We start from the raw sequence: 25,436 nt of genomic DNA, 5'->3' as shown, positions 1-25,436 counted from the left end.
AGCCGTGATTCTCAAAACGGTAAAGAATGATGATGAAAAATAAAAAACAGATAAGGGTAAGTTACTAATGTGCGTCAGGCCGCTATTAGAGCTTGAAACGTCAAAACGGCGACACTCTGATGGCATCTGTCGCATCTGAGATAGCTTCTGTCCGAAATCGACACTGAAAACGTGGGCAACCTGGGTGCATAAAGTAAGCTGCAACGAATAGGAGCTTACATGCGATTCTCGGCGCTGCGACTTTTCAAAGAGGCTGTAACCGGCCACAAGGGCTGGGGTCCGCAATGGCGCGACCCAGAGCCTGCAGATGCTTATGACTATGTGATCGTGGGCGGTGGCGGCCATGGCCTGGCCACAGCTTACTATCTGGCCAAGGAATTTGGTGCCGCGCGTATCGCGGTGCTGGAAAAAGGCTGGATCGGCGGCGGAAACGTTGGGCGGAACACGACGATCATCCGCTCGAACTATCTGTTGGATGGGAATGAGCCGTTCTACGAGTTTTCTCTTAAGCTCTGGGAAAACCTCGAACAGGACTTCAACTATAACGCCATGGTCAGCCAGCGCGGTATTCTGAACCTGGTCCACACCGATGCACAGCGGGATGCGGCCCGGCGGCGGGGCAATGCGATGATCCTGAACGGATCGGATGCCGAACTGCTGGATACCGCAGGCGTCCGGGCCATGTATCCGTTCCTGAATTTCAATGACGCCCGGTTCCCGATCAAAGGTGGCCTGCTACACCGTCGCGGCGGCACGGTGCGCCACGACGCAGTGGCGTGGGGATATGCGCGCGGTGCGGACATGCGCGGCGTGGATATCATTCAGAACTGCGAGGTGACGGGTTTCCGCATTGAAAATGGCAAGGTTCTGGGGGTCGATACCACCCGCGGCTTTATTGGGGCCAAAAAGGTTGGCGTCTCTGTCGCGGGCAGTTCCAGCCGCGTGATGGAGAAGGCAGGGATGCGCCTGCCGATCGAGAGCCACGTGTTGCAGGCTTTCGTCTCCGAGGGTCTGAAGCCATTCATCGACGGCGTCATCACTTATGGGGCGGGGCACTTCTATTGCAGCCAGTCCGACAAGGGCGGTCTGGTCTTTGGTGGCGACATCGACATGTACAACACTTACGCCCAACGCGGGAACCTGCCCGTGGTCGAGGATGTGATCGAAAGTGGCATGGCGCTAATCCCGGCACTTGGGCGTGCGCGCCTGCTACGCAGTTGGGGCGGGATCATGGATATGTCGATGGATGGCTCACCGTTTATCGACAAGACGCATATCGACGGGCTCTATTTCAATGGCGGATGGTGTTACGGCGGGTTCAAGGCAACGCCGGCCTCTGGCTATTGCTTTGCGCATCTTCTGAAAACCGACCGTCCGCATGAAACCGCCACGGCCTACCGGCTGGACCGGTTCATGACTGGTCACATGATCGACGAAAAAGGGCAGGGCGCCCAGCCGAACCTGCACTGAGGACCATCGCCATGATCAACAAGTTTGCACGCGATCTGATTGAAAACTGGCATCTTGGCTTTGTGGCCACAGCGGATGCCGAAGGGAACCCGAATGTCTCGCCCAAGGGTACGTTTGTGACCCATGATGATACCACGATCAGCTTTGCCGAAATGCGGTCTCCGGACACTCTGACCAATATTGCGGTGCGTCCGCAGGTCGAGGTCAACTTCATCGATATCCTGACCCGTCGGGGCGTCCTGATCCAGGGCGACGCCAGCTATGTTCCGCGCGACGATGCACGCTACCCGTCGCTGCGCCCGGCCTATACCAACCGCTGGCCGGAGCTTGAGCCGATGTTCTCTGGATTTGTGGTCATCAAGGTGACAGCGTGCAAGCCTCTGGCCACGCCCGCTTATGACATGGGTGTCACCAGCGAAGAGCTGCGCGCCAAGTGGATGCAACGCGTGCGCGACATCAACATCATTCACAAAAGGTCGGAGGTCGAAGCATGCTGATCAATCACCCCCTGCTTGGCCCGCGCGACGCGCAGGAGTTCACCTATCTTGGCGATGCCTCGCTGATCAATCGTCCTGACTGGCAGGCCGAGGACGCGGTGCAGGTGTTTCACGATTACCTCTACCTCCGTGACAACCCGGCGGGCGAGCATCGCGAGCTTTGGTATCACGAACAAGGCGACCGGTCGTGGCTGGTGGTCACGCGCAACACGCTGACCCATGAAATCCTGAAAGTCGAACTGGCCCGTGACGTGGCCAAAGCGGCAGGGAAGGCTGCACAATGACTCAGAGCAATCGACTGAATGGCGGGCTGATCAACCACGACGCCAGCCTCAGCTTCACCTTCGATGGCAAGTCCTATCAAGGCTATGAGGGCGACACGCTGGCTTCGGCCTTGTTGGCCAATGGCGTGCGCCTGATGGGCCGGTCGTTCAAATACCACCGCCCGCGCGGCCCCCTAACCGCTGGCAGCGAAGAGCCGAACGCTCTGGTCGAGCTGCGCTCAGGTGGGCGGCAGGAGCCGAACACCCGCGCCACCGTGGCCGAGCTGTATGACGGCCTGAACGCCAATTCCCAGAACCGCTGGCCGTCGCTGGAGCGTGATTTCATGGCGATCAATGACCGGTTCTCGAACTTCCTGACCGCAGGGTTTTACTACAAGACTTTCATGTGGCCCAAGGCGTTCTGGGAAAAGCTTTATGAACCGATCATCCGCAAGGCCGCTGGTCTGGGTAGCCTGACGGGTGAGGATGATCCCGATCTCTATGACAAGGGCTTCCTGCATTGCGATCTGCTCATCATCGGCGCAGGCCCGACCGGTCTGGCGGCGGCGCTGACCGCCGGACGTGCGGGCGCTCAGGTCATTCTGGCCGATGAAGACTTCCGCATGGGCGGGCGTCTGATTGCCGAGACCAGCGTTTTGGCCGATATCTCTGGCGCGGACTGGGTCGCGCAGGCTCTGGCCGAGCTGGCATCGATGAAAAATGTGCGGGTCATGCCACGTACAACCGTGTTCGGGGCCTACGACCACGGTATTTACGGTGCGGTCGAACGCAACGGGGATCACCTGATCGCGCCCGAAGCAGACAAACCCCGCCAGACCCTGTGGCGGATCTACTCCAAGCGCGCTTTGATCGCGACCGGGGCCATCGAACGTCCCATCGCTTTTGAGAACAACGACCGACCCGGTATCCTGCTAGCCGGAGCGGTGCGGTCCTACGCCAACCGCTGGGCCGCGACGCCTGCGCAATCGGTTGTGGTTTTTGCCAACAATGACGACGCGCACCAGACAGCACGCGATCTGATGGCGCAGGGTATTAAGGTCCCGGCCATTGTGGACACGCGCCCGGATGCTGCGGATGTCGAGGGCACCGAGGTTCTGAAAGGGGCCGAGATCATCAACACCTCGGGCCGTTTGGGTCTGACCTCGGTGCAAGTGCGGACCGCGAAGGGCCACACGACGGATCTCTATTGTGAGGCGCTGGCGATGTCCGGCGGCTGGAACCCCAACCTGGGCCTGACCTGCCATCAGCGCGGTCGTCCGGTCTGGAACGCGGATATCCACGCCTTTGTTCCGGGGGACGGCCTGTCCGTTGGTCAGATCGTGGCAGGCGCGGCCAAGGGTGAGATGACCACCGAAGCGGCGCTGCACGGCGGTGCGGCGGCAGCGGTCTCCGCTCTGGGCGATCTCGGCATCACGGCATCCCCCGCTGATCTGCCCGCTGCAGTCGATGCGCCGGTCTCGATCAGCCCGTTCTGGCACGTCAAAGGCGCAAAGCGCGCATGGCTGGACTACCAGAACGACGTGACCGTCAAAGACGTCAAGCTGGCACACCAAGAGAACTTCACCTCGGTCGAGCATCTCAAGCGCTATACCACGCTGGGCATGGCAACCGATCAGGGCAAGACCTCGAACGTGGGTGCCTTGGCGGTGATGGCCGAACTGACCGGCAAGTCCATTCAGGACACGGGCACAACCATCTTTCGTCCACCTTACACACCGGTTGCGATGGGTGCCTTTGGTGGCCGTGCAGTGGGTAAGGACTTCCACCCGACCCGCCTGACGCCCAGCCACAAATGGGCCGAGGAGCAGGGCGCCGTGTTTGTCGAGGTTGGCAATTGGCTGCGTGCCCAATGGTTCCCGCGCAAGGGCGAAACCCATTGGCGCCAATCGGTGGACCGCGAGGTGCTGCAGACAAGAAACTCGGTCGGTGTGTGCGATGTGACGACACTGGGCAAGATCGACGTGCAGGGCGCGGATGCCGCAGCGTTTCTGAATATGGTCTACTCCAACGCGTTCGCCAAACTGCCCGTGGGCAAGGTGCGCTATGGCCTGATGCTGCGCGAGGATGGCATCGCCTATGACGACGGTACCGCCGCGCGCTTTGCCGAGGACCATTTCGTCGTGACCACCACCACCGCCAACGCGGTTCTGGTCTATCGCAATATGGAATTCGTCCGCCAATGCCTGTGCCCGGATATGGACGTGCAGCTGATCTCGACCACCGAGGCCTGGGCGCAATATGCCGTGGCCGGTCCCAACAGCCGCAAACTGCTGCAAAAGATCGTGGACCCTGACTTTGCCATCTCGAACGAGGCGTTCCCCTTCATGGGTTGCGGTGAGATCACTGTCTGCGGTGGCCTGCGGGCACGACTGTTCCGGATCTCGTTCTCGGGCGAGCTGGCCTATGAGATCGCGGTGCCCACACGCTATGGCGACGGGCTGATGCGCGCGCTGATGGAGGCGGGTGAAGAGTTCGATGTTACGCCCTACGGCACCGAAGCTTTGGGCGTCATGCGGATCGAAAAGGGTCATGCGACCGGCAACGAGCTAAACGGTACGACCACAGCACTGAACCTTGGCATGGCGCGCATGGTCAGCGCTAAGAAGGACTGCATCGGCAATGTTCTAAGCCGTCGGGAGGGGCTGAACACCCCGGACGCGTTGGCTCTGGTGGGGCTGAAACCAGTGGACGCGAATGAGACCGTTACGGCGGGCGGCCATCTGATGAATGCCACAGGCCCGGTCGATGCGGCCCATGATCAGGGCTATGTCACCTCGGCCGCTTATTCGCCGATACTGCAAAGTTCGATCGGGTTGGCTTTTGTCAAAGGTGGCTCTGACCGGATGGGTGAAAAACTGCGTCTGGTGAACCCGCTGGAAGGCCAAGAGGTCCTGGTAGAAATCGTCAGCGCTCATTTCGTGGACCCGGAAGGGGAGAAGCTTCGTGCATAAACTGAAACCCATCACCCCGCTGGGCGGCGACACGCCGCGTGTCGATACGGTCGGTTCGATCACGATCACCGAGGTCGTGGATCAGGCGCTGGCGTCGGTCGCGGCGCGCAAGGATCAGGCCGGTGCCGTGCAAAAGGCGCTGGCCGACAAAATCGGTCTGAGCTTGCCCGAGGTTGGTCAATCCGCTCAGGCTGCGCCTTATTCCGCGCTCTGGATGGGGCCGGAGCAATGGATGGTCATGGCCCCGCATGACAGTCACGAGTTGCTGGCCACCGAGTTGAAGCAGATCGTCGGTGACACCGCATCGGTATCCGAGCAAACGGATGGCTGGTGCCGGTTCGACGTGCAGGGCGCGGCTCTGTGCGATCTGTTCGAACGGCTCAGCAACGCGCCGGTCCGCATGATGGGGTCGGGCGCGGCGATCCGAACCACGGCGGAGCATCTGGGCGTCTTCCTATGGCGTCTGGCCGAGGACCACATGGCCGTTCTTGGCCCGCGCTCTTCGGCGGCGTCGCTGCATCACGGCCTGTTGGCCGCCGCGAAATCCATCGCCTGAAGCTTAGCCCGAGGGCAGCACATCGTCGCTGCCCACCCGCATCGAGTTCTTGGCACGCCGGTCGCTGATCGGCGTGACCCCAAACGTCTCACGATAGTGCCGCATGAAGGCGCTGGGTGTGGCGTAGCCGACCATATAGGCGACCTCGGCGATCGGGTCGTTCGTATACAGCACCAATTGCCGCGCCTGATTCATTCGCATCCGCCGATAATATGTCAAAGGGCTGTGCCCTGTGGCCTTTTTGAAGCTCCGTTCTAGTGACCGCGCCGAAAGGCCCACCGCATCGGCGACTTCGCTGATTTGGATGGGGTTTTCGATATGTTCTGCAAAGTGCTGAATGGCCTTTGCAACCTGTTTTGGCAAAAGGTCCTGACTCTGCGCGGTTGAGATTGCGGGCACCTTTTGCGTAACGGTCCCGCTGCGAATGAAGGGATGCTGGAACCAGCAGGCGACCTCGGCCATGACATCACCGCCAAGCCGTTTTTCGATTAGGGCCAGCATGTGATCGAACACGGCAGAGGCGCCCGAGATTGTGCTAAAGGCCCCTTCTTCGCAGATCACTGTCCCATGGATCGGGATTTCGGGAAATTCAGCCTGAAAAGCGGCCTCGTAGCACCAATGCACCGACAAAGGGTTGTCGCGGGTCAGCCGGGTGCGGGCAAGGGGGAAGACGCCGCCGCTGATTGCGCCGATACGGGTTTTGTTACGCATCAGGCGCTGAAGGGCCGCGTTCGCCTTGGAGGGGGTGTCGAACACACTGTTCGGGCTTGAGGCAAACAGCAGATGCGTCAGGGATTGAGCCTCGGCCAAGGTGCTGTCGGGGAAAAAGGTGACGCCAGCCGAGGACTGGATCGGTTGGTCCTTTTCGGCGATGACATGCCAGCTGAACGCCTCCTGCCCCGAGATCTCATTCGCCGCGCGCAGCGGTTCGATACAGGATGTCAGGCATGCCATCGGGAACCCTGGAAAGATCAGGATGCCCAGCGAAATTTTCTCGACCTGATCTGTCATGAACGTTGCTCTTTCATTAGGTCCTCGACGGTTTCGAGGATGTCATTTTCCAGTCTGCGCGCAGCAGGCGACAGTGCAGAATCAGCCTTGCGTATGAGGTGAATTTGACGCTTGGCGGTCTTGTCCGCCAGTGGGCGGAACACCAGATCGGACTGCCCCGAGGAAATTGCCGCCATCTCAGGCAGGAGTGTGATCCCGATCCCGGCTCGGACCATGCCCAGAATAGACGCGATGTTATGTGCCGAAAACCGAGAGCCCGCGTGAAGTTTTTCCGCCTCGGGCCCGGGGATGCTTTCGGACAGGCTGTTGGCGATCAGCTGCTCATTCTCTAGCGCGTCCCAGTCGATGGGGCCGGTGTCACGGGCCAGCGGGTGGTCCGGAGTCAGCAGCACGCCAAACCAGTCGGTCAGCAAAAGCTGACTGTGCAGGCCCGACCCGTTCCCGCGCAGTGTCGCGATGCCGATATCAATGCGCTCCCGCGACAGCTCGTGCAGGACGGACTTGGAATCCATGTCGCGCAGCTCAATTCTCACTTCCTCGTAAGCTTTTGTATTTCGGGATAAAACGCGTGGTATGATCGTGCCTGCCACCGATGGAACCGTCGCTATTCTGACATGTCCCATACTGGCATCGGCAAAGTTTTCGATGGCCCGGACCGTATTGTCGAAATGCTGTAATTCCAGCTGCGATTGCTCGAACACGAACTCTCCCAACGCGGTAAGCTTGTTTTTGCGGTCCGTCTCAAACAGCGGTTCGCCCAGATGCGTCTCAAACTGCTTGAGCATCATTGATACCGCCGACGGGGTGCGTTTCAGGACAACGGCCGCGTCCGTCAGGTTGCCAGTGCGGGCAACCGCGACAAAGCCGCGAAGCATTTCGATCTTGAGTGTCATGCTGGGAACTTCAAACTTTCTGAAGTAAACTTCAATAATTTTAGTTTGATTGATTGTCGAAAAAGAGTCCATACCCGCTTAGCAAATTCTCTATGGGGCAAACGGCTATGGCTGACATTCAAAAGAACCTGATCGCTGGAGAATGGGTCACCGGCGAAGGTGAGATCGAAAACCGCAACCCATCGGACCTGAGCGATCTGGTCGGCATATTTGCACAGGCCAGCGCGGATCAGCTTGAGGCGACACTGGATCAGGCGCGCGCCGCTCAGCAGGAATGGGCCGCCTATGGGCTGGAGCGCAAGCAGGCTGTTCTGAACGCGATCGGCATTGAGCTGATGGCCCGCGCCGAGGAGCTGGGCACCCTGCTAAGCCGTGAAGAAGGCAAACCGTTGGCCGAAGGCAAAGGCGAAGTGTTCCGCGCCGGTCAGTTCTTCACCTACTACGCCGCCGAGTGTCTGCGCCAGATTGGTGAGAACGCGGATTCCGTACGCCCCGACATCGAGGTCGATGTTCGCCGTGAGGCCGTTGGCGTTGTGGCCATCATCAGCCCGTGGAATTTCCCCACCGCAACTGCGTCGTGGAAGATTGCTCCGGCGCTGTGCTATGGCAACGCGGTTGTCTGGAAGCCAGCCAACATCACCCCGGCCTCGGCTGTGGCACTGACCGAGATCATCAACCGTCAGGATATCCCCAAAGGTCTGTTCAGCCTGGTCATGGGTTCGGGCCGGTCCATCGGTCAACGTCTGGTGGAAAGCCCCAAGGTCAACGCGATTTCCTTCACCGGATCGGTTCCGGTGGGTAAGGGTATCGCCGCTGCTGCGATCCAGAACCTGACGAAGGTTCAGATGGAAATGGGATCAAAGAACGCTCTGGCCGTTATGGACGATGCCGATCTGGATCTAGCGGTAACGCTGGCTCTGGGCGGTGCGTTTGGTGGCACCGGTCAGAAATGCACGGCGTCCTCGCGCCTCGTGGTCCATTCTGCCATTCATGACGCCTTTGTCGAAAAGCTCGTCGCGGGCGCGCAGGCGATGAAAGTGGGCCACGCGCTGGAAGAGGGCGTTCAGATGGGCCCCGTCGTCAGCCAGCGACAGCTGAGCGAAAACCTGGCCTATGTCGATCTGGGCAAATCCGAGGGCGCGGAACTAGTCTGTGGCGGTGCGCGTCTCGAGATGCCGCATGACGGGTACTACATGTCGCCCGGCGTGTTCGTGAACACCACCAACGACATGCGCATCAACCGAGAGGAAATGTTCGCACCGCTCACCAGCGTCATCAAGGTGGGTAGCTACGACGAGGCGCTGAACGTCGTCAACGACACCAACTTTGGTCTGACCTCGGGCATCGTGACCAAGTCGTTGGCCCGCGCCACCCATTTCCGCCGCAATGCGCGCACCGGTGTTGTCACCGTGAACCTGCCCACCGCAGGCACCGACTATCACGTGCCCTTCGGCGGCCGTGGCGACAGCTCCTACGGCCCGCGCGAGCAAGGCAAGGCCGCGGCGGAATTCTACACCACGGTCAAAACCGCCTATATCAGTGCAGGCCCCGTCTGATGCTGATCGATTGCCTGCAATATGTGAACTGGTCGGAGAAGGTCTTCCGCCAGTTGCGCGAGGGGGGCGTGGATGCGATCCACGTCACCATCGCCTATCATGAGAACTTTCGCGAAACGGTGTTGAATTTCGAACAGTGGAACCGCTGGTTCGAACAATACCCGGACCTGATCATGAAAGGTCAGTGGGCCAGCGACATAGACACGGCGCGGGAAACCGGCCGGACAGCAGTGTTCTTCGGGTTCCAGAACCCAAGCCCTATGGAAGACGATATCGGCCTGATCGAGATCCTGCACACGCTAGGCGCGCGGTTCATGCAGCTGACCTATAACAACCAGTCGCTGCTGGCGACCGGCTGCTATGAGGCCGAGGATTCCGGCATCACCCGCATGGGCAAACAGGTCATCAAAGAGATGAACCGCGTGGGCCTTGTTGTCGACATGAGCCACTCGGCCGACCGCTCGACTATCGAGGCAGCTGAGATCTCGGAACGTCCCATCGCTATCACCCACGCGAACCCCTACGACTGGTCGCCCGCCCTGCGAAATAAGCGTGAGGCGGTGATCCGTGCGGTGACGGAAAACGGCGGCATGCTGGGTTTCTCGGTCTACCCGCACCATCTGAAGGACAAATCCGACTGCACGTTGGAAAGCTTCTGCGAGATGATAGCGCGTACGGCGGACAAATACGGTGCGCAGCATCTTGGGATCGGTACCGACCTGTGTCAGGACCAGCCCGACAGCATCGTGGAATGGATGCGCGTAGGTCGCTGGACGAAGGAAATCGATTATGGCGAAGGCTCAGCCTCGGCCCCCGGTTTCCCGCCCATGCCGGGCTGGTTCAACGACAACCGTGACTTCGGCAACATCCGGGCAGGCCTGCGCGCCACCGGCATGAACGACGCTGAGGTCGACGGGATCATGGGGCGCAACTGGTACCGTTTCTTTAACGAGAACTTCAAACCGCTCACTTGATGTAGGTCAGCTAAACGACGAAGCTTTGGCCGCATTCCAGATAGAAACGGCCTTACTAATATTAACGGAGGAGAGATGTCTGAGGCATCTTTGAACACTGCCCCTGTACAGGAAAACCGCGTGAACAAACCGCTGTTCCTGATCTCTGGCGGTTTTATCGCGTTGTTCTGCATAGCGGCCCTGGTCGATCTGGACGCCCTTTCTGGCGCTGTGGATTGGGGTTTCAATGTCGCGGCCACCTATTTTGGCCTTTACTGGCAGGTGCTTCTGCTCGCCACCTTCCTGATCGGCCTGCTGCTGTGCGTTCTGCCCGGCGGGCGTGCCATCATGGGCGGCCTGGCTGCGCCCGAGTTCACCACCTTCCAGTGGGGCTCGATGGTCATGTGCACGCTGCTGGCCGGTGGCGGCGTGTTCTGGGCGGCAGGTGAGCCGGTTGCCCATTTCCTGTACCCCGCGCCGCTTTACGGTGGTGAAGGGGCAACGGCCGAGGCCGTGAACCCGGCCATCGCCCAGAGCTTCATGCATTGGGGTTTCCTCGCATGGGCCATTCTGGGGTCGCTGACCACGGTCATGCTGATGCACTACCACTATGAAAAGGGCCTGCCGCTGGCGCCGCGCACGCTGTTGTACCCGGTCTTCAGGGACAAGGCGATCAACGGTTCAATTGGCCTGATTGCGGATGCGTCCTCGATCATCGCTGTGGTTGCGGGCACCGTTGGCCCCATCGGCTTCCTGGGTCTGCAGGTGAGCTATGGCCTGGCCGATCTGTTCGGCTTTTCGGATACGTTTGCCCTGCAGGCGACCGTAATTGCTGGGCTGGCAGCGATCTACACGATCTCGGCCATGACCGGTCTGTCGCGCGGTATTCAGGTTCTGTCCAAGGTTAACGTGATCCTGGCGGCCATCTTGCTTTTGTTCGTTCTGATCGCAGGACCAACCGGATTCATCTTTGGCTCGTTCTTCTCGGGCTTTGGCACCTACGTGAGCAACTTCTTCCAGATGGCACTCTATCGGGGTGAGGCCGGTCTGTTCGGCGAACCCGGCTGGCTGGGCTGGTGGACCGTGTTCTTCTGGGGCTGGTTCATGGGCTATGGCCCACTGATGGCCATGTTCATCGCTCGGGTGTCGCGTGGTCGTTCGATCCGCTCGATCATCATCATGCTGTCGATCATCGCGCCGATCGTGACCAACTTTTGGTTCACCATCATCGGTGGCACCGGCATCGCCATGGAGCTTGAGAACCCCGGCACGATCGCCACCGCATTCGAAGGCTTCAACCTGCCTGCCGCCCTGCTGGCGATCACCAACAACCTTCCGATGGGCTTCGTGATCTCGATCCTGTTCCTGATCCTGACGACCATCTTTGTTGCTACAACCGGCGACTCGATGAGCTATGTCATCTCTGCGACCATGAGCAACGAGAACAACCCACCGGCAGCGCTGCGCGTGTTCTGGGGCATCGCGATGGGCCTTATGGCCATCATCCTGATCTCGGTTGGATCGGGCGGTGTGTCCAAACTGCAGAGCTTTATCGTGGTGACCGCTGTTCCGGTGTCTCTGATCTTGCTACCGTCGCTTTGGGATGCGCTGCGCATCACGCTGGCGAAGGGCAATGAGAGCTAAACGATCCAAGCCGGGCCGGACCATCCGGCCCGCCAAAACGCCTGAAGGTTTCAAGAGAAGACCAGATATTAGCACCTGAGGAGGCACAACCGAATGACTGACGTTCCCCGTCGTGATCCGAACATGGTGATGCGCCTTGCCCGTCTTGGCTCCATGCATCAGTCGCGCCTTTCGTTCATGCGTATCCTGACGCGACGACTGGCTCGGGAAAACTGGCGGTTTGAAAAAACTGCGTTCGAAATTGACGGCACAGGAGTTGGCCATGCCGTCTATACCGCACATGGGCCCGAGCGGTCCTATTCCCTTATCGCCTATGCCCATGATCTGCCGCCCGAAAAACGCTCGGACCGGGTGATCGCCGAGGCCTGGGATGCCACCTTCACCCTGTTTGACGGCGTGCCCTCCGACGCCGATATCGAGCGTCTTTCGCACAATATTCCCGTTCAGGAAGCTGGGCGCGTCACCGGTTCTGAACTGTCGGTGTCCCGCGCCAACCGCTCGGTGCGTTTGTGGGAGCATGTGGTGAGCGAATTGGCCGAAGGCCGCCAGCCCTCGACCGATAAGATTGATGCGGTGGGTTACCTGATGCGGACCACTGCGGTTTACGGGTCCGGCAAGTTGGGCGCTGCGGATCGCGAAATGATTGCCGACCGTCCGGAATTCCGTGCTCCGTTCCAGGTTGAGATGCTGTCGGTCTACCTTACCCGCTGGTTCGTGACTGATCTTGTGCAATACATGGCTGATACCCGCGCTGCAGCCAACGGCGCGCAGGCCGCGAAGCTGGATGCTGGGATTGCCCGCTCGATGGGGATTGGGAACTCGACCGGTCTAGGAATGGCGCCGTTTTTGCTGAACCATCCGGTGCTGTTTAACAACTGGATGGCCGCGCGCGAAGGCGCGATTCAGGTCGTACGCGGGGTTGAGAAGGCCAGCGATGCGGAAATCGTGGTGTTCCGTGATGTGCTGCTGCGCAACATGCAGATCGTCGAGACCTGGCAGTCCGAACACCCGATCCAGATCGAGAAACTCGCCGCCCTGCGGGCCGATATCGCCAAGCTTCAGGACTATCTCTCCAGCGCGGATCTTGGCGCGGACCACCCTTGGGATGCCCTCTATTCCTGGGCCGAAAAGTCGCTGACCCTTGAGGGTCAAGAATGGATCGCCTCGCTGATGCTGGAACCCTACGGGGCATTGGTCGACGCCTTTGCCGAAGGCATGGCAGCCGACAACACGGCCACGTTCCGCATCGCCGGGGCCATGAAGATCGGTGATCTGCGGGCGCTTCTCAAGGATATCTATGGCTGGGCCATTGAGACCGATTGGGCCACCCCCGCCAGCAAGGCGCGCGCCTGGTACGTCTCGGAAGAAAAGCTGGAGCCGCGTCTGGGTGAACGGTTCGAGGAACCGATCGAGGAATACGAGCAGCCCTTGGCCCCCGGTCGGGACGCCGCGCAGCTGTTTCAAGCGCTGGCCCATTGGTCGGATGATGCTCAGGTCGCCGATTTCCTGTTGCGCCACCCCGAACACCGCCACGTGCTGCGCCGCGTTCAGATCGTAGGGCGCGCGCCCTATGCCGAGATCCGTGACAACACGATTTCGGACCGGGTGCTGCCCATCGACATGCTGCGCTGCAAGCTGTCCTTCTTCGGGGCGACCAAGTTCGATCCCCGCTCGGACCGTTGGGTGCGCATCTGCATGTATGGCAACGCGCCCTTGCCGCATGAGCTGACATCTGAAAACGCCGATTTCTGGGTCTTCCCGGAACTTGAAGGGGCTGCTGCATGAGCCACTCTCTGAACGAAATCGAGGCTATGAGCAAACGCGCCGCACGCGGCGCGGGCCTGTCCTGGGGTCTGGCGGAAGAGGCCGCCAAAGGAACACGCTGGCTGGCGGCGTTTGGGTTTTCGGGCGCCGAATTGCTGGCGGACCTGTTGGAGATGAACGATCGTATCCCGTCGATCGACGTCTCGCCCGTCTCGCTGAGCGCCGAGATCTGGCATGCGCCCACACGCCGGATGAGCCCGCTGATCGCCGGAGCCTCGCTCAGCGATTGTGCTGTTCGTCTGATGGATCGCGGCTCAATCACCATGGAGAATGTCAGCCTGCCCTTGCTGGCCGTGCCCTTCATGGGCGGGGCTGCGCTGCGTTTGGGTGTACCGGTTGCGGCCGAATGGCAGGGTGCGCGTCTGGCAACGGATGGGCGGCAGATCTGTGTGCAAGCCACGCCCGAGGCGCTTGAGGCCCGTCACGCAGACAAGATGGTCTTCAGCGCGCCGGCCGAGATGACAGGCCGCCGCGAGCCGGTCCTGCGCGCCGAAGTGTCCGACGCAGATTGGAGCAGGCTCAGCGCTTTTGCTCACCGCACATTCGCACCCGCGACCGAGGAAAGCCGCCTGCGCGGTGCTGGCGCGGGCCTCAGCGACAACGACTGAAACTTCGCCCCTTGCGACAAGGGGCACATACTTACGAACGGAAAAGAAGAATGACCGCCACCGAAACCCTGACTCTGGCCGAGATCGAAGATCTGGCCTTCCGCGCCCTTGTCAAAGCCGGAACATCCGAGGAAAACGCCCGCCCTCTGGCCGTTGCGACTGCAATGACCGAAGCGGATGGCGTCGCCTCGCACGGGTTGGCCTATATCCCGATCTATGCCCAGCATGTGGAATGCGGCAAGGTTGACGGTGCCGCCAAGCCTGTTGTCGCCCAGCCACGCCCGGCAGTTGTCGCCGTGGATGCGGCCACCGGCTTCGCCCACAGCGCGATTGATCTGGGGTTCGAGAAGCTGATCCCGTTGGCGCGTGAGCAGGGCGTCGCGGTTCTGGCCATCAACAACTCGTATAACTGCGGCGTTCTGGGTGTGCATACCCAGCGTCTGGCGCAGGCAGGCCTGATGGGGATCGGGTTCACCAACGCGCCTGCCTCGATCGCGCCATCTGGTGGGTCAAAGCCGGTTGTCGGCACCAACCCGTTCTCGATCTCGGCCCCCGATGCCGATGGAAACGCGGCGCTTCTGATCGACCAGTCCGCCAGCACCATTGCCAAAAGCGAAGTCATGAAACATGCGCGCGAAGGCAAGCCCGTGCCCGAAGGCTGGGTTTTGGACGCTGACGGCCAGCCCACCACCGACCCCGAGGCTGGCCTTAAGGGCTCCATGGTCCCATCGGGCGGCTACAAAGGCGTGGGTATTGCCCTGACGGTCGAGCTTATGGCCGCTGCGATGACCGGCGCAACGCTGGGTTCGGTCGCCAGCCCGTTCTCGGGCACGGCGGGTGGCCCGCCGAAAACTGGGCAGTTCTTCATCGCGATTGACCCGCAGGCGACCTCGGGCGGAGCATTCCACGAGAAACTGGGTGAGCTGATTGCCTCGTTCCGCGACCAAGATGGCGCGCGCCTGCCGGGCGACGGCCGCCGCACCTGCCGCGAGCGGGCAGCAACCGAAGGTGTTGCCGTAAACGCGGCACTGCTGGAAAATGTGCGCGCACTTCTCTGAGGTGAAATCGCGTCAGAAGTAGACTTTGGGCGCCAATCCTCAAGGGACTGGACGACGTCATCGCTCACCGAGAAATGGAATTCGATCCGAGCGTGCTGTGAAAGAAGCATGCTCGAAGATCAACTGTTTACGTCATTGGTCCAGAAAGCCCCCTGTCAAAGGTCTTTCAACAGACGAAGGGCATCGTAAATCGCCGCGTGCGTGTTGCGCGCGGCGACGGCGTCTCCGATGCGGAACAGCTGGAACCGGCCCTCGGGGTTGGCAACACGGTTTTGCGGCTGGCCGGTGATCAGCGCCTCGTGGTCGACCTGTCCCAGATTCGACGACAGGGGCTTGAGGTCGAAATACAGATCGGCATTCGGCAATGTGCCATAGTTCAGAATGATCTGGTCATAGGGCCGGTCCTGCACTTTCGCGCTGTAATCCGATCCGATCACGGCGATCAGGCGGTTTCCATCCCGCCGCACGCCTTTAAGGCGGCGCGCCACGGTTACGGTCACGTCCTTGTCTTGCAGGTTGGTCAGATACGGCGTGAGGTTCAGCCCCATCACATCGGGGGCAAAGCTGCGGTCAGGGGTCATGATTTCGACCTGCGCGGTGTCTGCCGCAATATCGGCGGCCTGCAGTCCAGCGTGATCGCCAGCCTCGTCAAAGATCAACACATCGCCCGAGGCTTTCACGTCACCCGACAGAATATCCCACGAGGTGATGACATGGGGCAGATTCTCCATCCGCTCATACAGCCGCATCTGAGGCAGCCCGCCAGTGGCCACGATGACCAGGTCCGGGTTCAGGGCGGTGACGTCCTCGGCCTCGGCCCAGGTGTTGAAATGAAAACGCACATCCCGTGCGGCGCATTGGGCCATGCGCCAGTCGATGATCCCAATCATCTCGCGCCGCCTTTGGGACTGTGCGGTCAGACGTATCTGCCCACCGGGGTCCGAGGCGGCCTCGAACACCGTCACGTCATGACCACGGGCGGAAGCAACCCGCGCGGCCTCGAGCCCGCCGGGGCCGGTGCCGATGACCACAACCTTGCGCGGGGTCTTAGCCACAGGGATCAGATGCGGCATCGTCAGCTCGCGCCCGGTTGCGGCGTTGTGGATACACAGCGCCTCGCCGCCTTCGTAAATACGATCGAGGCAGTATGTGGCCCCGACGCAGGGCCGGATATCATCCTCGCGCCCCTCGACGATCTTTTGCACCAGATGCGGGTCGGCCATATGGGCGCGCGTCATGCCGACCATGTCCAGACGCCCCTCGGCCACGGCATGGCGGGCGGTGGCAACATCCGGTATGCGGGCGGCGTGGAAGGTGGGCAGGCCGATCTCGGCCCGCATCCGGCCCGCGAAAGCCAGATGCGGCGCAGCGGGCGACCCCTGCAACGGGATCACCTTTGACAGCGCGGCATCACTGTCGATCCGCCCGCGCGTCACGTTGAGGAAATCGACCAGCCCCTCATCCCTGAGAAGACGCGCGATGCGGAACCCTTCTTCCTCACTCACGCCGCCGGGGGTGGTTTCGTCCATCGAGAAGCGAACACCCAGAAGGAAGTCTTCACCCACCTTGTCGCGCATGCGGGCCAGAACCTCACGTGCGAAACGGGTGCGGCTTTCCAGCGTTTGTGGGCCATACGGCCCCTCAAGTTCGTTCGTCAGCGGGGACCAGAACTGGTCGGGCAGGTGACCGTAGCACTCGATTTCCAGTCCATCCATGCCGCCTGCCTTCATGCGTTCGGCCGCATCGGCATAGTCCTGAATGACCCGCGCGATGTCCCAATCCTCCATGAGTTTGGGATTGTAGCGATGCGCGGTTTCGTGATGATGCGTCGGTGCGACCGAGGGCAGCCAATCCCCTTTGCTCCAACCGGTACGGCGGCCCAGATGGGTCAGCTGGATCATCACTGCGCAGCCGTGATCGTGCAGCTCGTCCGTGAGGTTTTTGATCCAAGGCACCACCTCGTCACGATAAGCCAAAACGTTGTTGAACGCCGGAGGGCTGTCTTTGGACACACAGGCCGATCCGGCCGTCATCGCCAGCGCAACACCGGCCTTGGCGCGTTCCGCATGATAGGCGCGGTAGCGATCCTTGGGTATACCGTCTTCGGGATAGGCGGGTTCATGACTGGTGGTCATGATCCGATTGCGTAAGGTGAGGTGCTTTAACTGGTATGGCTGCAGAAGTGGATCGTTGCTCATTGCGATGCTCCCACGGAAAAGCTGGCGTATGCAGAGAAAAAGGCCCGGTATGATCCTGAACAGGTTGTGGATGCGAAGAAGGGGCTGAAGGCTACTCCTTCGCCGTATCGTCTGCGTTGAGGTTCAGAGCCGCCATACCGCTGCTGCCCAGATCAACGGCTGCAAATGGGCCACCGTGATGGATGTTGGCGGGATCAAGGGGGTCAAGCGGGCCGTCCTTGGCAAAGATCTCATCGGCGAATTGCTCGGCATTGTCCTTGGGCCGGAAACCCAGATGCCGAGCCTTGGAGTTGTCGACGGGCGCGCGGTCATTGTCGGACACGCCATAGACGATGCTGAATCCGGTGACCGGGGTCTTGATCGCCTGTTCCACCATATGGACCAGATCATCATAGCTGAGCCACGTCCCAATCGCGCGACTGTTCGTGACCTGCGCGCAGGACAGGATGCGCAAGCAGACGGCCTCGAGCCCGCGCTTGTCCCAGTAAAGCGAGGCGAGGTCTTCGGCGAAGCATTTGGCAAGCCCATAGAACGTGTCTGGTCTGTGTGGAGCGTCGATGCCGATGAAATCGGTCTTTTTGTGCATGCCAACCGCATGGATTGACGAGGCGTAGACTACGCGCCTCAGATTATTGCGATGGGCGGCCTCCCACACGATATAGGCGCCGTAGAAGTTTGGGCCCCAAAGCACATCCATCGGGGCCTCATCCGCGATGGCGCCGAAATGAACCACCATATCCGCGCCTTCCAGCAGCGCTACCATGGCCTCAAGATCGGCAAGATCGGCCTTCACGTAGCGTTCGTTCGGCGCGAGGTTGGGCACGCTGTCGGCAATGTCCGAGGAAACCAGCTCGTCGCATAGTTTCGACAGCGGCCCGCGCAAATATGATCCAAGCCGCCCCGCTGCGCCGGTGAGGACTAGTTTCTTCATGGGCGAACTCCTTTCAGATTGGCAACGGCATCGGCGATGCGGTTCAGGGCCGTGTTCAGAACGTCTTCGGACGCAGCAGTCGAAATGCGGAAAAAGGGCGACAGCTCATAGGCGCTGCCGGGAACAGCCGCCACACCGGCTGCGCTGAGAAGATAGGTGGTTACATCTGCGTCTGAGGTCAGGGTTGCACCGTCGGGCGTCGTGGCCCCGATCAGGCCCTCACAGCCGATCAGAGAGTAGAACGCTCCGCCCGGCGGGTCGAGCGTCAGGCCGGGAATGTCGCGGATACGCGTGACTACAAGGTCTCGACGGGCCTCGAACGCGGCACAGAAGCGGTGTACTTCATCCTGCGGTCCGTTCAAAGCAGCCGCCGCTGCGGCCTGCGCGATAGAGCAAGCGCCCGATGAAATCTGACTTTGCACCTTGGTCATTGCTGCGATCAGCTCTTTCGGGCCTGCGCCATAGCCGATGCGCCACCCGGTCATCGCATAGGCCTTGGAGACCCCGTTCACTGTCAGCGTCCGATCTTTCAGCGTCGGACACAGGGCTGCGAAAGACCGGAAGACGCGCTTGTCGAACAGGATGTGTTCGTAGATCTCATCGGACAGGATCAGGATGCGGTCGTGTTGTTCCAGAACCGCGCCGAGGGCTGCAATCTCAGCGTCCGAATAGACTGCGCCCGAGGGGTTCGAGGGTTGGTTCAGCAACAGCCAGCGTGTCTTGGGTGTGATCGCGGCCGCCAGCCTGTCAGGGGTCAGGCGAAATCCGTCCTCAGCCGGGCATTCGATGGTCACAGGCGTACCGCCAAGGATCAGCACGATGTCCTTGTACTGCCCAAAGTAAGGCGCGCAGAGGAGAACTTCGTCGCCCGGCTCGAGCGTGGCCATGAAAGCGTTGAACAGCACCTGCTTGGCCCCGTTCGACACGATGATTTCATCGGGTGCATAGGTCAGATCATTTTCACGCTGCAGCTTGTCGACAACGGCCTTCCGCATGGTCAGGGTGCCGTTGGTGGGCGGGTATTTCGTCTCACCCGCAAGAGCCGCCTGATGCGCGGCTTCCTTGATGTGGTCGGGTGTGTCGAAGTCGGGCTCTCCGAGGCCCAGATCAATGACATCCTCACCCCGCGCACGAGCCTCCTTCGCGGCCTGGCTGACCCAGGCCGAGGCCGAGGGTTTCACGGGTGCAAGGCGCGAGGCGGCAAAGCTCATTTCAGGAGATCTTTCGTCTGGGCCAGAGCCGTATCCGCTGCACGCGCCAGAAGGCCGGTATCAATGGCATTCGCAACGAAGGTGAACCCTTCGTTTAAAAGCTCGGCCGCAAAGGCTGGTTCTGTGACCAGGGTGCCGACGGGCACTCCGCGCGCGATCAGTTTCTGCGCGGCTTTTCTGATCTCAGACCAGACCTCGGGATGCATGGTATTGCCAACATGACCCAGATCGGCGGCAATATCCGCCGGGCCGAAGAAGATGCCGCTGACACCATCGACAGTGCCGATGGCCTCGGCTTGATCCAAGGCGGCGCGGGATTCCACTTGTAGCAGAACTGTCAGCTCGTCTTCGCAGCGCGTCACATAGTCCTTGATCCGCCCAAAACCCGTTGCGCGGCTTGCGCCTGCCATCCCACGAACCCCGCGCGGGGGGTAGCGCGTGGCCGCGACGGCGCGTTCGGCTTCTTCCACGGATTGGATCATTGGAAACAGAAGCCCCGGTGCGCCGAGATCAAGCAGGCGTTTGACCACAACCGCGTCATTCCATTCGACGCGGACAAGTGCGGTGGTCTGATACGCCTCAAAGGCCTGCAGCTGCGACAACACGCTGTGATAGTCATTCGCGCTGTGCTCCATGTCGATCAGCGCCCAGTCATAACCTGAGGTGGCTATGACTTCGGCTGCATTGTTGCTGCACAGGCTGACCCACACACCAACTTGTTTGTCGCCATTTGCGATTGCATGGGTGAAACGGTTGGGTGTTAGCTCCATCAGATCACTGCCTTTTCGATGATTGGTTGTCCGGCCGGGATACGTTCGTAGTTGAAGGGCGTCATGTCGAGCGCGCGGTATTCGCCATAGGTCAGCCACTCGGCCGTGCCGCGCCCCATCGCCGGAGATTGCTGCAGCCCGTGGCCCGAGAACCCGTTTAGGAAGATGAAGTTCGACAGCTCGGTATGCGGACCCATGATTGCGTTGTGATCGAAGGTGTTCATCGCATAGTGCCCGGCCCATTCGCTTTGCAGCTTGATCGCTTCGAATTGCGGGATTCGGGTGGCGAGAACAGGCCAGACGTGGTTTTCCCAGAAGGCGTGGTCCATGTTGAAATCATCGAAATCCACCGCCGGGTCGATGTCGGAATGCCCACCGCATTGATACGTTCCGCCTCCGACCTCGCGGACATGAACGCCCGATGGATCAATGGTCAGCGGTAGGTCGCGGTCTAGTGGCTGTTCTGCTTTAAAAATCCAGGAATAGCGCTTGCGGGGTTCAACCGGCACATCGATACCCGCCATTTGCGCGGTTCTGGCCGCCCGAGGGCCGGATGCGTTGACCACCTGTCCGCACGCAATAACTTCGCGCGAGGCGAGCGTGACGCTTTCGACCTTGGTGCCTGAGGCGTTTCGGGTGATCTCGACGACTTCATTCTGGATCCATTCGACGCCGCGTTCGCGGCTTTGTCGCCGCCACCAGTGGTCGAGGGCCGCACCGTCGAAATAGCCTTCGTCAACCAGATTGATCGAACCCAGAACGATGTCGTCGACATTGTAGAACGGGTAGGCGGACTTGATCTCATCTGCGTTCATCAGCTGCGTTGCCGCCCCTGCCGCCAACTGAACCTTCTGGTTCTCGCGCAGCACGTTGGCAAAGCCTTCGGTGTCCGCCAGATACATGTAGCCAAAGGAATGGATCGAAAGTTCTGGCACCCGGTCATCACCGCCCATATAGCCGCGCAGGTTCTTGACGAAATCGGCGGCAAACTGGCTGATCCGCACGTTCAGCTCGGCCGAGAATTGCTGCCGGATACAGGAGTTCGTATGCCCGGTTGAACACGAAGCGAAGGTCATGTCGCGTTCGATCACCAGAACCGAGCCATTGAAATCGGCATTGTCCGACAGGAACCAAGCGGTCGAGGCCCCCATGATCGCGCCGCCTATGATCACTACGTCATAGCTTTGCCGGGCCGGGCTTTGGTTGCTCATTCGTATTCTCCTTTTGCAACGGCACGGTGGATCTCGGAGATCTCGGACGCCGTGATGCGATAGTCGCGTGAGGCTGTTTCGTCTGAAATATATCCGAGCGCCAGATCACGCTTCACCATCTGTTTTGACCGTTCCGACGGGTCACCGTAGCCAGCGCCGCCGGGGAACGCCATCACGACTTTGCGCCCGTGTGGTACAAACTGTTTACCTTTGACCCGCATGTCGGACCCGTCGTCCTGAGCGATGGTTGTTGGTGCGCCATTTCCCCCTCCTCGGCGACCACGCGCGGGGTATTGACTGCGGTCGAACATGGCCTGAATGTCGAACTCGTACCCTTCTTGCGCACCGACCTCCATATACTGGCCCAGCCCGCCGCGCGTTTTCCCAGCACCGCCGCTGTCTGGGCGCAGTTCCTTGCGCCAGATGATGACCGGACCGGCGTGTTCGGTGGCCTCAATCGGCATGGTCATGACGCCTGAGGGGAAGGCGGTGGCGTTCATCCCGTCGTGGTCCGGCCGTGCGCCTGACCCGCCCGAGTTGAAGGTCAGCACCTCGGACCGGCGGGCGCCTTTAGGGGCCGGAGCATCGGTGCGGGGGCGCAGGCTGACCTGGAAGTTGCACAAACATCCCGCGCCTTCGGCAGGGACGAGGCCGGGGACGATCTTGTCGAACGCGTCATAGACCGCGTCGGGCACGAAATGGCCCACGATATGGCGCAGTGCGACCGGAGCCGGGTGCAGCGCATTCACAATGGTGTTCTCGGGCGCGGTGATTTCAAACGGGGCCAGCGATGCGGCGTTATTGGGTATCTCGGGCGCGATTGCGACCTTGAGCGCGTAGCATGCATAGGCTTTGGTATAGACCAGCGGGCAATTGATCCCCTTCTTGTCCACCCCCGAAGTGCCGGTGAAATCGGTCACGATCCTGTCGCCTTCAACGCTGATCCTGACCTTCAACGTGATCGGAGTATCAAACCCGTCCATCGTCATTTCACCCTCAGCGGTTTTCTGAGGCAGGGCGGCGATACGCTCCAGCGTCGCTCGGCGGGAGTTGTCGAGGATGAACGCGGCAATCCCATCGAGGGTTTCGAGGTCGAACTCCTCCATCATGTCGATCAGGCGGCGGTGGCCGATTTCGTTACAGGTGGTCAGCGCGTATATGTCTCCGATCAGCTGATCCGGCTCGCGCACATTGCCGCGAATGAGGCGCACCAGTGTTTCATCCACATCGCCGCGATCCGCAAACTTCATGATCGGGATATACAGCCCTTCTTCATAGACGCTTTGCGCATCGGCCCCGAAGCCGCGCCCGCCGATATCCACGATATGCGCGGTACAGGCAAAGAACCCGACCAACGCCCCCTTGTGAAAAGATGGGGTGACCATCGTGATGTCATGTAGGTGGCCTGTGCCCTCCCACGGGTCATTGGTGATGTAGACGTCGCCGTCATGCATGTTCTGTCGGCCAATTCGGCGAATGAAATGCGCGACCGCATCTGCCATCGCGTTCACGTGGCCCGGCGTACCCGTCACGGCTTGTGCCAGCATGTTCCCATGTGTGTCGTAGACCCCCGCCGACAGGTCCCCGGCCTCGCGGACCGAGGTTGAGAACGCCGTCCGAACCAACGCCTGCGCCTGTTCCTCAACAACCGAGATCAGACGGTTCCACATGACCTGATAGGTGACTTTGGACTGCTCGTTGCTCATCACGTGGCTCCTTTGGTCACAACGTCGATACAGCCATCGGGCTGGCGGATGGCGTCCCGGCTGACGGGGACAACGATGGTTGTTTCATCCTCGGTTACGATTGCAGGCCCTTGGGCGCGCTGCCCCGTCTGCATGCTTGCGCGGTCGACAGTATCAGCGTCCAGATAGCGACCGGATGCAGCATCAAAGACCTGTCGCGTGCCGTCGGAAATGGCCGGGCCTGTTGCGCACGTGACGGCAATCGACGTGACCTCTTCAGGCGGGGTGCTGGCGTTGACCGACCAGACGGTAATCTCGATATCCATGCCCGCGACCGGGCGGCCAAAAAGCTTGGTATAGCCTGCCTCAAACCGGGCCTGATAGGCGGCCGCGTCGGGGTTCATCGCCTGTTCTTCGGTCAGTTCGATCGGGATTTCCCAGCCCTGACCGGAATAGCGCATATAGGCTTTGAAATCGGTTCGGATCGGGCTGGTCGCATCGCAGGTTCGCACGAAGCCCGTTGTTTCGTCCCTCAGATCGGACAAAAGCTGCCTGATCCGTCCCGCATCAAAATCGCTGAGCTTCATGTAGACCGAGCGGTTGGCCTCGAAACTGAAGGGCGCGCGTAAAAACCCGATGGCCGAGCCGACCCCAGCCCCTGGCGGGACCAGCAGGCGTTCGACCCCGAGCTTTTCACACAGACGCCCGGCGTGCAGAGGGGCTGCGCCTCCAAAGGCGATCATGGTGTATTCGCTCAGGTCTTCGCCATTCTCGACGGCGTGAACGCGTGCGGCGTTGGCCATGTTTTCGTCGACCACCTCGGCCACGCCAAAGGCGGCCTCGACCGGGTCCATGTCCAGCGTGTTGCCAACGTGGACGGTCAGCGCAGATTTGGAGTTGTCCGGGTGCAAAACGATCGAGCCAGCGGCGAAGTTGTTCGGGTCCAGCTTCCCGAGAACCAGATCAGCGTCCGTCACACCGGGGCGCGTGCCGCCGCGTCCGTAGCAGGCCGGGCCGGGCTCCGACCCCGCGCTTTCCGGACCCACGCGGATCTGGCGCATCCCGTCCACATGAGCCAGGCTGCCGCCGCCCGCGCCGATTTCTACCATGTCGATAACCGGGATCGAAATCGGCATGCCCGAGCCTTTCTTGAACCGATAGGTCCGCGCGACCTCAAACACGCGGCTGGTTTTGGGCGTCTGGTTTTTGATCAGGCAGATCTTGGCCGTGGTGCCGCCCATGTCAAAACTCAGCACTTTGTCCAACCCGTAGCGCGCTGCGACATGAGCCGCGAAAACCGCGCCCCCAGCGGGGCCGCTTTCGACCAGCCGCACCGGGAAATCGGCCGCATTCTGGATTGAGATGATGCCGCCACCCGAATGCATCAGGAAGATCCGGCATTTGACACCTTGGGCGCGCAATCGATCCTCGAGCCGACCCAGGTATGAGGCCATCAGTGGCTTGATATAGGCGTTGGCAACCACCGTGTTGAACCGCTCATACTCACGCATCTGAGGCGAAACCTCGGACGAGATCGAAACCGAAACGTCAGGCAGTTTCTCGGCCAGAACCTCGCGCACCAGATGCTCGTGGGCCGGGTTGAGGTAGGAGTGGATCAACCCTACCGCCACCGATTCAAACCCAGCTTGCGCAATCTTGTCCACCACCGCTTCGACATCGGCGCGGGTCAGAGCAACCAGAACTTCGCCACGCGCATCGACGCGGCCGGGAACGGTAAAGCGCATGTGGCGTGGCAGCAGCGGGTCAGGCAGTTTGAGGTTCAGGTCATACTGCTCAAACCGGCTTTCGGTGCGCATTTCGATCACATCGCGGAACCCTTCCGTCGTGATCAGCGCCGTTTTCGCCCCCCGGCGTTCGATCAGCGCGTTGGTCGCAAGCGTGGTGCCGTGGATGATCTGGTCAATCTGGCCCGGAGTGATCCCGGCCTTGGCACAGACCTGCTGCATCCCATCGATGATTGCGTCTTCCGGCGCGGCATAGGTTGTCAGTACTTTGGTTGAAAATGTCTGTCCATCCTTTTCCAGAACGACATCGGTAAAGGTGCCGCCGATATCAACGCCCAGTCGGATAGAGTGTGAGGTCATGCCCGTGCCCGCTTGAAAGA

The 25,436-nt window shown here is 60.7% G+C and carries 20 protein-coding genes; 11 read left to right on the top strand and 9 right to left on the bottom strand.

Annotated elements, in window-relative coordinates:
- The first annotated feature begins 219 nt into the window (after positions 1-219).
- The 5 genes from ACR0JF_RS09105 to ACR0JF_RS09085 are packed head-to-tail and all read left to right on the top strand — an operon-like array spanning position 220 to position 5,758.
- The gene (locus ACR0JF_RS09105) at positions 220-1,470 is read left to right on the top strand and encodes a sarcosine oxidase subunit beta family protein (RefSeq protein WP_170658909.1); all 1,251 of its coding nucleotides are present in this window, start codon (positions 220-222) and stop codon (positions 1,468-1,470) included.
- Between the two features lie 11 nt (positions 1,471-1,481).
- Positions 1,482-1,967 (top strand): pyridoxamine 5'-phosphate oxidase family protein, encoded by a 486-nt coding sequence (locus tag ACR0JF_RS09100; protein ID WP_170658911.1) that lies wholly within the window; start codon positions 1,482-1,484, stop codon positions 1,965-1,967.
- On the top strand, positions 1,961-2,251 hold the full coding sequence (locus ACR0JF_RS09095) for a sarcosine oxidase subunit delta (protein ID WP_170658913.1): 291 nt from the start codon (positions 1,961-1,963) through the stop codon (positions 2,249-2,251). The genes ACR0JF_RS09100 and ACR0JF_RS09095 overlap by 7 nt, the downstream gene beginning before the upstream one ends.
- Positions 2,248-5,202 carry a sarcosine oxidase subunit alpha family protein gene (locus ACR0JF_RS09090; protein WP_170658916.1) on the top strand — a complete coding sequence of 985 codons (2,955 nt, stop codon included), beginning with the start codon at positions 2,248-2,250 and terminating at the stop codon, positions 5,200-5,202. Before ACR0JF_RS09095 ends, ACR0JF_RS09090 begins: the two co-directional genes overlap by 4 nt.
- A complete protein-coding gene (locus tag ACR0JF_RS09085) occupies positions 5,195-5,758 on the top strand; it encodes an aminomethyltransferase family protein (RefSeq protein ID WP_170658920.1) in 564 nt (187 codons plus the stop codon). The genes ACR0JF_RS09090 and ACR0JF_RS09085 overlap by 8 nt, the downstream gene beginning before the upstream one ends.
- Before the next feature lie 3 nt (positions 5,759-5,761).
- Here the strand turns inward: ACR0JF_RS09085 and ACR0JF_RS09080 are convergent, their stop codons facing one another.
- Entirely contained in the window at positions 5,762-6,769 is a 1,008-nt protein-coding gene (locus tag ACR0JF_RS09080; RefSeq protein WP_170658929.1) for a helix-turn-helix domain-containing protein, read from the bottom strand.
- Positions 6,766-7,662, bottom strand: coding sequence for a LysR family transcriptional regulator (locus ACR0JF_RS09075; RefSeq protein WP_170658940.1), 897 nt, complete (start codon positions 7,660-7,662; stop codon positions 6,766-6,768). Before ACR0JF_RS09075 ends, ACR0JF_RS09080 begins: the two co-directional genes overlap by 4 nt.
- Positions 7,663-7,769: 107 nt before the next feature.
- Here ACR0JF_RS09075 and ACR0JF_RS09070 point away from each other — a divergent pair, with 107 nt between their 5' ends.
- The 6 genes from ACR0JF_RS09070 to ACR0JF_RS09045 all read left to right on the top strand — a co-directional run bounded on the left by ACR0JF_RS09070 (position 7,770) and on the right by ACR0JF_RS09045 (position 15,305).
- Positions 7,770-9,218, top strand: a complete 1,449-nt coding sequence (locus tag ACR0JF_RS09070; RefSeq protein ID WP_170658943.1) for an aldehyde dehydrogenase family protein — start codon at positions 7,770-7,772, stop codon at positions 9,216-9,218.
- Positions 9,218-10,192 carry a membrane dipeptidase gene (locus tag ACR0JF_RS09065; RefSeq protein ID WP_170747454.1) on the top strand — a complete coding sequence of 325 codons (975 nt, stop codon included), beginning with the start codon at positions 9,218-9,220 and terminating at the stop codon, positions 10,190-10,192. Before ACR0JF_RS09070 ends, ACR0JF_RS09065 begins: the two co-directional genes overlap by 1 nt.
- A 75-nt stretch (positions 10,193-10,267) precedes the next feature.
- A complete protein-coding gene (locus tag ACR0JF_RS09060) occupies positions 10,268-11,815 on the top strand; it encodes a BCCT family transporter (RefSeq protein ID WP_170747455.1) in 1,548 nt (515 codons plus the stop codon).
- 93 nt (positions 11,816-11,908) lie between these two features.
- Complete coding sequence (locus ACR0JF_RS09055; protein WP_170658960.1) at positions 11,909-13,600, top strand: hypothetical protein; 1,692 nt, start codon at positions 11,909-11,911, stop codon at positions 13,598-13,600.
- The gene (locus ACR0JF_RS09050) at positions 13,597-14,247 is read left to right on the top strand and encodes a DUF3726 domain-containing protein (RefSeq protein WP_170479086.1); all 651 of its coding nucleotides are present in this window, start codon (positions 13,597-13,599) and stop codon (positions 14,245-14,247) included. Before ACR0JF_RS09055 ends, ACR0JF_RS09050 begins: the two co-directional genes overlap by 4 nt.
- A gap of 50 nt (positions 14,248-14,297) precedes the next feature.
- Positions 14,298-15,305, top strand: coding sequence for an Ldh family oxidoreductase (locus ACR0JF_RS09045; protein ID WP_170658963.1), 1,008 nt, complete (start codon positions 14,298-14,300; stop codon positions 15,303-15,305).
- A 155-nt stretch (positions 15,306-15,460) separates the two neighbouring features.
- Here ACR0JF_RS09045 and ACR0JF_RS09040 read toward each other — a convergent pair whose 3' ends face one another.
- The 7 genes from ACR0JF_RS09040 to ACR0JF_RS09010 all read right to left on the bottom strand — a co-directional run bounded on the left by ACR0JF_RS09040 (position 15,461) and on the right by ACR0JF_RS09010 (position 25,416).
- Positions 15,461-17,503: an NADH:flavin oxidoreductase gene (locus ACR0JF_RS09040; RefSeq protein WP_170658965.1), complete on the bottom strand. Its 2,043-nt coding sequence runs from the start codon at positions 17,501-17,503 to the stop codon at positions 15,461-15,463.
- Positions 17,504-17,594: 91 nt separating this feature from the next.
- A complete protein-coding gene (locus ACR0JF_RS09035; RefSeq protein ID WP_170658967.1) occupies positions 17,595-18,434 on the bottom strand; it encodes an NAD-dependent epimerase/dehydratase family protein in 840 nt (279 codons plus the stop codon).
- The gene (locus ACR0JF_RS09030) at positions 18,431-19,645 is read right to left on the bottom strand and encodes a pyridoxal phosphate-dependent aminotransferase (RefSeq protein ID WP_170658969.1); all 1,215 of its coding nucleotides are present in this window, start codon (positions 19,643-19,645) and stop codon (positions 18,431-18,433) included. Before ACR0JF_RS09030 ends, ACR0JF_RS09035 begins: the two co-directional genes overlap by 4 nt.
- A complete protein-coding gene (locus tag ACR0JF_RS09025; protein ID WP_170658972.1) occupies positions 19,642-20,415 on the bottom strand; it encodes an HpcH/HpaI aldolase family protein in 774 nt (257 codons plus the stop codon). Before ACR0JF_RS09025 ends, ACR0JF_RS09030 begins: the two co-directional genes overlap by 4 nt.
- The gene (locus ACR0JF_RS09020; protein WP_170658974.1) at positions 20,415-21,626 is read right to left on the bottom strand and encodes an NAD(P)/FAD-dependent oxidoreductase; all 1,212 of its coding nucleotides are present in this window, start codon (positions 21,624-21,626) and stop codon (positions 20,415-20,417) included. Before ACR0JF_RS09020 ends, ACR0JF_RS09025 begins: the two co-directional genes overlap by 1 nt.
- Positions 21,623-23,332: a hydantoinase B/oxoprolinase family protein gene (locus tag ACR0JF_RS09015; protein WP_170658976.1), complete on the bottom strand. Its 1,710-nt coding sequence runs from the start codon at positions 23,330-23,332 to the stop codon at positions 21,623-21,625. Before ACR0JF_RS09015 ends, ACR0JF_RS09020 begins: the two co-directional genes overlap by 4 nt.
- Positions 23,332-25,416, bottom strand: a complete 2,085-nt coding sequence (locus tag ACR0JF_RS09010; RefSeq protein ID WP_170658978.1) for a hydantoinase/oxoprolinase family protein — start codon at positions 25,414-25,416, stop codon at positions 23,332-23,334. The genes ACR0JF_RS09015 and ACR0JF_RS09010 overlap by 1 nt, the downstream gene beginning before the upstream one ends.
- Positions 25,417-25,436 lie beyond the last annotated feature (20 nt).

This window comes from Ruegeria sp. BG11 (genome assembly GCF_056538565.1).
Note: the sequence above shows the minus strand (reverse complement) of the source record. Positions and strands in the feature narration are given on the sequence as shown.